Annotated in this window: 6 protein-coding genes; 5 read left to right on the forward strand and 1 reads right to left on the reverse strand. The window is 71.4% G+C overall.

Translation table 11 applies throughout. The features are described from left to right. Positions 1-1,107 (reverse strand): family 20 glycosylhydrolase (locus tag TA90_RS06470; protein WP_043535241.1); only part of this gene is annotated, 1,107 nt, incomplete at its 3' end. Positions 1,108-1,217: 110 nt separating this feature from the next. On the opposite strand from TA90_RS06470, the gene TA90_RS06475 reads away from it, so the two are divergent. The 5 genes from TA90_RS06475 (at position 1,218) to TA90_RS06495 (ending at position 6,697) form a co-directional block, all read left to right on the forward strand. Further along, on the forward strand, positions 1,218-2,372 hold the full coding sequence (locus tag TA90_RS06475; protein WP_043535242.1) for an ROK family transcriptional regulator: 1,155 nt from the start codon (positions 1,218-1,220) through the stop codon (positions 2,370-2,372). A gap of 67 nt (positions 2,373-2,439) precedes the next feature. After that, a complete protein-coding gene (locus TA90_RS06480; RefSeq protein ID WP_043535243.1) occupies positions 2,440-3,780 on the forward strand; it encodes an extracellular solute-binding protein in 1,341 nt (446 codons plus the stop codon). A 66-nt stretch (positions 3,781-3,846) separates the two neighbouring features. After that, positions 3,847-4,818, forward strand: coding sequence for a carbohydrate ABC transporter permease (locus tag TA90_RS06485; protein WP_082031527.1), 972 nt, complete (start codon positions 3,847-3,849; stop codon positions 4,816-4,818). Beyond that, positions 4,815-5,738: a carbohydrate ABC transporter permease gene (locus tag TA90_RS06490; protein ID WP_043535245.1), complete on the forward strand. Its 924-nt coding sequence runs from the start codon at positions 4,815-4,817 to the stop codon at positions 5,736-5,738. Before TA90_RS06485 ends, TA90_RS06490 begins: the two co-directional genes overlap by 4 nt. Beyond that, the gene (locus TA90_RS06495; RefSeq protein ID WP_052450591.1) at positions 5,735-6,697 is read left to right on the forward strand and encodes an ROK family protein; all 963 of its coding nucleotides are present in this window, start codon (positions 5,735-5,737) and stop codon (positions 6,695-6,697) included. The genes TA90_RS06490 and TA90_RS06495 overlap by 4 nt, the downstream gene beginning before the upstream one ends. The last annotated feature ends 185 nt before the right edge of the window (positions 6,698-6,882 follow it).

The following is a 6,882-nucleotide window of genomic DNA, read 5'->3' on the forward strand; positions in this document are numbered from 1 at the left end:
GCGCGAGGCCGGGGAGGTGATGACCCGCACCCCACGCCCGGCCGCCCGCGCCACCCCCGAGAGGTCGAGCCTCTCGTCCCAGACCTGCACGAGGTCCCCCTCGCGCAGGAGGTCGGCAGCCTCCTGCCACGCCACCGCACGCAGGCCGGCGGCGTGGACGCGTTCCAACGCCATCCCCACCAGGCGCGCGTACTCCTCCGGCGCGGTGGCGTGGGACTCGTCCCCGCCGATGTGCAGGCCCAGGTCCGCCCAGGGGCGCAGCGCCGCGACCACCGCGTCGAGGAAGCGCGCGGTCCCGGGCGCTGCGGTGGACAGGGTCGAGAAGCCGACCTCGGTGCCGGTGTAGGCCGGGGGCACCTCCCCGTCCGGGTTGAGGGCGGGCAGCGCGTGGAGCGCTGCGTTGGTGTGGCCGGGGACGTCCACCTCCGGCACGAGTGCGATCCCGCGCCGTGCGGCCTCCCGGGTGAGCAGCGCGAGGTCCTCCTGGGAGAGGGAGCCACCCGGGTCCCCTCCCACCGCACCACCGGAGGAACGCGCCACCAGCTCGGGCAGGTCGGGGACCTCCACCCGCCACCCCTGGTCGTCGCTGAGGTGGAGGTGGAGGACGTTGAGCGAGAGTTCCTCCATGAGGTCCATGACCGTGAGGAGGTGGTCGGGACCGAAGAAGTGGCGCACGAGGTCCAGGCCCAGGCCCCGCCACCGGTACTCGGGCCGGTCGAGGACCGTCGCCACGGGCAGCGTGCCGTGCCCCGCCCGGACCAGGCGACGCAGGACCCAGGACCCCCTCAGCAGGCCCGCCTCACCGGTGGAGGACAGAAGGATGCCGTCCTCCGTGATCTCCAGGAGACTGGCCTCGGCCGTCTGCCAGTCAGGGATACCCTCCGGAAGTCCGAGGTCGCCCGCACCCCGGACCCGTCGGACGTCCACGCGCACGCCCCGACCGTCCACGTCGATGGCGGTGTCCGCCGACACCACGGTCCCGGTTCCCGCCACGCTCCCGGCGCGGGTCCCGACCCAGGGTACCGGGACCTCCCCCGGTCCCCGGGCCACCCGGTACGGCCGCGGCACCAGCCCCCACCTCACGTCGAAGTCCGCGTCCGACCCCATGTCCCGCTCCCTTCCACCGATGTCCGACCGGGATGTCCTCCAGGTCACAATGTGATCACGGTAACCCAAAAGGCTTCTCCGTTAACAGTTAGTTTGCTTAACTAACACACATGAGTCCACGGGAACTTCGGGTGACGGGGAGGGCACTGCCCTCACAGGCACGTGCCCACAACCGTGCTGCCGTCCTCCAGCACCTCTTCCACCACGGACCCTGTTCCCGCGCCGAACTGGCCCGCACCACGGGCCTCACCCGCGTCACCGCCTCCGCCCTCGTCGAGGAGCTCGTCACGGAGGGCCTCGCGACGGAGCTGGGGACCGAGAACCCGACCGGCCGGGTCGGCAAGCGTGCCATCCTCGTCGGGCTCGCCGAGGACCGGTGGCAGATCGTCGCCCTGGACCTCACCAATGACGGCCTGCTCAGCGGTGCCGTCCTCACCCTCTCCGGGAACACCGTCCAGAGGCGCACCGAGGCCCGGCGGCTCCCCCCGGGCGACGACGGGGTCGAGGTCCTCACGGAGTTCGCCCGCACCCTCGTGTCCCTCGCGGACCAGAAGGTCCTCGGGATCGGGATCTCCTCCCCCGGTGTCATCACCCCCGACGGGCTCGTCGAGCAGGCCCCGAACCTCGGCTGGTTCGACCTCCCCCTGGCCGGGAGGCTCTCCTCGGCCTGCGGCCTCCCCGTCCTCGTCGCCAATGACGCCAATTGCGCGGCACTCGCGGAGTACTCCTTCGGCGGGTCGACGGGGGGCAACCTCCTGCGCCTCCACATCGGGGTCGGACTCGGGTCGGGTCTCGTGCTGGACGGCGCACTGCTCCAGGGGGCCGGGAACGCCGCCGGCGAGATCGGCCACGTCACCGCCGTCGACGACCGGGACACGGAGCAGACGCTCCTGGGGCCACCGAAGCCCTGCGCCTGCGGGCGACGCGGATGCCTGGAGACGATCCTCTCGGCACCCGCGCTGCGCGAGGACCTCCAGGGACTCGACGCCTCCGCCAGGGCCGAACACCTCCGGGCGGTCGGACGTCGGCTGGGCACCGTCCTCGCCCCCGTCGTCTCGACCCTCGACCTCACCGAGCTCATCGTCTCGGGCCAGGACCACCTGGTCGCGGGGGAGCTCCTGGAGAGTGCGTCGAGCACGATCCGGGAACGCACCCTCCCCCGCTCCACCAGGTCATTCGTCATGCGCATGTCCACCCTGGGAGAGGACGGGGCCCTGCGGGGTGCAGCCGTCCTGGTCCTCTCCGGACGCCTGGGGATCGCATGACCACGCAGTCCCACCACCAGTCACCACACCGGGGCACCCCCGTGGCCCGTCATGAAAGGAACACCCGATGAAACAGCTCAGACGCCCGTTCGCCGTCATCGCGGCGATGTCGATGGCAGTCGGCATGGCCGCCTGCTCCCAGGGAGGCTCCGACCAGCAGTCCTCCGGGGAGGCCGCCTCCGGGGGCGACGCCACCGTCGAGCCGGGGGACATCACCCTGTGGCTCGCCGGCTCGGACACCCCCCAGGAGCTCCGCGACTACCTCAAGAAGACGTTCGAGACGGAGAACCCCGGCTCCACCCTCACCATCGAGGAGCAGGACTGGTCCGACCTCGTCACCAAGCTGACCACCGCGCTGCCCGACGCCGCCAACACCCCCGATGTCGTCGAGATCGGCAACACCCAGGCCCCGACGTTCACCACGGTCGGCGCCTTCCGCGACCTGACGCCCATCTACGACGAACTGGGGGGTTCCGACCTCCTGCAGTCCTTCGTCGACGTGGGCACGGTGGACTCGAAGGTCTACGCGGTGCCCTACTACTTCGGCTCCCGCTACATCTTCTACCGCAAGGACATCTGGACGGCCGCCGGGATCGAGGTGCCCAAGACGCTCCAGGAGTTCTCCGACGACGTCGCGGAACTCACGACCGACGACCGCTCAGGCTTCGCCATGGGCGGCCAGGACTGGCGCAACGGCATCTCCTGGGTCTTCGCCAACGGTGGGGAACTCGCCACCGTCGACGGCACCGAGTGGACCTCCACCCTCTCCGACCCCGACACCGTCAAGGGTCTCAAGATGTGGCAGGACATGGTGCGCTCCTCCTCCAAGCTCCCCACCACCGAGCGTGACGTCGCCTACTGGGACTTCCTCAACGACGGCACCGACGGAGCCGCCCCGGCGGCCGCCACGATCATGGCCCCCGGGTGGGCCCGCTGGTCGATCGGCGACCTGACGAAGAACGATGCCGGCGACGAGGTCCGTGACGGCATGGCCGACGACTCCAAGTTCGACATCTTCGCCCTGCCCGGCGTCGACGGCGGCGTCGCCCCCGTGTTCGCCGGTGGCTCCAACATCGCGATCTCCGCGAAGTCCCAGCACCCCGAGCTCGCGGAGAACCTCCTGAGGATCGTCTTCTCGCAGGAGTACCAGGAGATGCTGGGCAAGGCGGGCCTCGGCCCGGCGAACCAGAAGTACGTCTCCTCCCTGGGTGACGACAAGTTCGCCAAGACGATGATCGAGACGGCGGCGGCCTCCAAGCTGACGCCCGCGGCCCCCGGCTGGGCCGCGATCGAAGGGGCCTTCGTCTACGAGGAGCTCTTCCAGAAGATCGCCGACGGCGGAGACGTCACCAAGCTCGCCACCGAGTACGACGCGAAGCTCACGCCGATGCTGAACGGCCAGAGCTGACCGACGACCCATCCCGGGGTGCCCGGCCCCAGCGGCCGGGCACCCCACCCCCATGAGGGACCCACCATGACCCAGCACCCCGCAGTGGCGCCCAGCGCGCCGACCCAGCCCGCCCTCCCCCGCTCCCGGGAGGAGGGACGGCCCCGCCGTCGCCGACGCACCCTCGTCCCCTACGCCCTCCTGGCACCGGCCGTCATCATCCTGCTCGCCGGTCTGGGCTACCCCGTCATCTGGCAGGTCATCACCTCCATGCAGGAGTACGGGCTGGCCCAGCAGTTCGGCCAGCCGCCCAGGTTCGTCGGCCTGGACAACTTCGCCCGCGTCTTCGCCGACGGCCGCCTGTGGGCGGTCGTGGCCCGGTCCATCGCGTTCTGCCTCTTCAACGCCGTGGTGACGGTCGCCGCAGGTCTCGCCTGCGCCCTCCTCATGCGCTCGGTCACCGCCGCGGTGCGTGTGACGGTCCAGGTCTGCCTCCTCCTGGCCTGGGCGATGCCCATGGTCGCCGCCGTCACCGTGTTCCGCTGGCTGTTCGACTACCGCACCGGCGTCGTGAACTGGCTCCTCACCTCACTCGAGTTCTCGGGCTTCAGGCAGTTCTCGTGGTTGTCGACCCCCCTGACCTTCTTCCTCGTCGCCTCCCTGGTCATCATCTGGATGTCCGTGCCCTTCGTGGCGCTGTCCCTGTTCGCGGGCCTCACCCAGGTCCCCGAGGAGATCATCGAGGCCGCCCAGATCGACGGGGCCTCCCCCGCCCAGCTCCTGCACCACATCCTCCTGCCGATGGTGAGGCCCGTCCTCTCCATCGTCCTGCTCCTCCAGATCATCTGGGACCTGCGGGTGTTCGCGCAGATCCGGCTCCTCCAGGACGCCGGCGCCCCCGTGGCCGAGACCAACCTGCTGGGCAACCTCATCTACGAGCTCGGCATCGGCCGGCAGGACTTCGGTGGGGCCTCCGCCGTCTCACTCTTCGTCCTGGCCCTCACCATGCTCCTGAGCTGGCCCTACGTCCGCTCCCTCATGAAGGAGGACGCGCAATGAGCGCCCCGACCGCCACCGGTGTCCGCGCCACCCCCACCACCTCCGACCGGCCGGCCGCGAACCGCACGCGCATCAGGCCCGGACGCATCCTGCTCAACGTGCTCGGTGTGGTCGTCGCACTCGCGTGGGTCTTCCCGGTGTACTGGATGCTGCTGTCCGCACTGACCCCGAACGCCCGTCTGCGCCAGGTCCCGCCCTCGTTCCTCCCGACCAACGCGACCCTGTCGAACTTCCGGCGTGTGGCCACCGACCCCGGCTTCGCCAGCGCGCTGCGCATGAGCCTGTCGATCACGCTCCTCACCGTCGTGGTGGTCCTCGCGTTCGCGTTCCTCGCAGCACTGGCGATCTCGCGGTTCCGGTTCCGCGGCCGCAGGTCCTTCGTCCTCGCGGTCCTCTTCATCCAGATGCTCCCCGCAGAGGGCCTCTTCATCGCCCAGTACAAGATGCTCTCGACCGTGGGGGCCACCGTGCCGGCACTGGGACTCAACTCGGTCCTCGGTGTCACCGTCCTCTACTCCGCGGCGGTGATCCCCTTCACCGTGTGGATGCTGCGCGGGTTCGTGGCCGGGGTGCCCGCGGAGCTCGAGGAGGCGGCCATGGTCGACGGCCTCTCACGCACGCAGGCCTTCATCCGCATCACCTTCCCCCTGCTCGCACCGGGTCTCGTGGCGTCGGGCGTCTACGCGTTCCTCCAGGCGTGGAACGAGTTCACCATCGCCCTCATCGCCCTGCCCGAGGCGAGCTCGCAGACCCTGCCCCTGTGGCTGCGCGGGTTCCTCAACGCCTCCGTCAACCGCGGGGTCGACTGGGCCCAGGTCATGGCGGCCTCCTCCCTGATCGCCCTGCCGGTGATCATCTTCTTCCTGTTCGTCCAGGGCCGGATGACCTCCGGTCTCGTCTCGGGCGCGGTGAAGGGATGAGCGGTCACCCACCCCTGCCGACACTGCCCGGACCCGGTCCGGACGAGGTCGCGGTCGGCATCGACATCGGTGGCACCAAGGCCCTCGCCACGGCCTACACGTCCGGGCGGGCGGTGGCCTCCTCCCGTCTGCGCACCGTGCGCGGACCGGAGGGCCTCCTCGACACCGTCGACCGCGTCCTCGAGGGACTGACCTCCCAGGACGCGCTGTCCGGCCTGCGCGTCCGCACCATCGGGATCGGGATCCCCGGGGTCGTCTCCCCCTCCCGCGGCACGGTGGCCAACGGTGTCAACGTGGGGATCGGGGCCGAACCCCTCCCCCTGGGGCCACTGGTCCGTGAACGCACCGGGGTGCCCGTGCACCTGGAGAACGACGTGGCCGCAGCCACCGTGGGTGCCGCCCACGCGCTGGGGGTCGGCGAGGACGTCGCCCTCATCTCGCTGGGGACGGGCCTCGCCGCCGGGATGGTGCTGGACGGCGTCCCACGCAGCGGCGCGCACGGCAGCGCCGGCGAGATCGGCCACATCCCCTACCGCGCCGACGGGCCCCGGTGCCCCTGTGGCCAGCACGGCTGCCTCGAGCTCTACGCCTCCGGGCGCGCCCTGGCCGAGATGTGGCCGACCCCGGGGGGGACCCGACCCGTCACCGACGTCCTGCGGCGCGCCGACGAGGGCGACCCCCGCGCGCGCGACGTCCTCGCGCAGTGGATCGGCGCGGTCGCGCACGCGGTGACCACCGTGGGCCTCGGGGTCGACACGGGCACGATCCTCATCGGGGGCGGGGTGGCGGAGGCAGGGCCGCCCTTCCTCGACGCACTCACCGACGCGCTGCGCAGACGCGCGCGGGCCTCGGACTTCCTCACGCAGATGGACCTGGCGTCCAGGCTGGTCCTCGTCCCGCCCGATCTGGAGGTCGCCACCCTGGGGGCGTGCCTGGCGGCGCTGCGCTCCCTCGACTGAGCAGCCCCGGCACGGGCCCGTCCACGGCGCGGGCGACCCGGCCGGGCTGCCCCCGCCCCCCGCCCTCAGGTGGAGGGACCGCGGCCCTCACTGACGGTGAGCAGCCGACCGTCCCATCCCTGCCGCCACCGGCGGGCGAGGGAGGGCAGGGCCCGGGGGTAGACCTCGAGGTGGGAGGACTCCCG

This window comes from Actinomyces polynesiensis (assembly GCF_000820725.1).
In the GTDB taxonomy this organism is placed as follows: Bacteria; Actinomycetota; Actinomycetes; order Actinomycetales; family Actinomycetaceae; genus Pauljensenia; species Pauljensenia polynesiensis.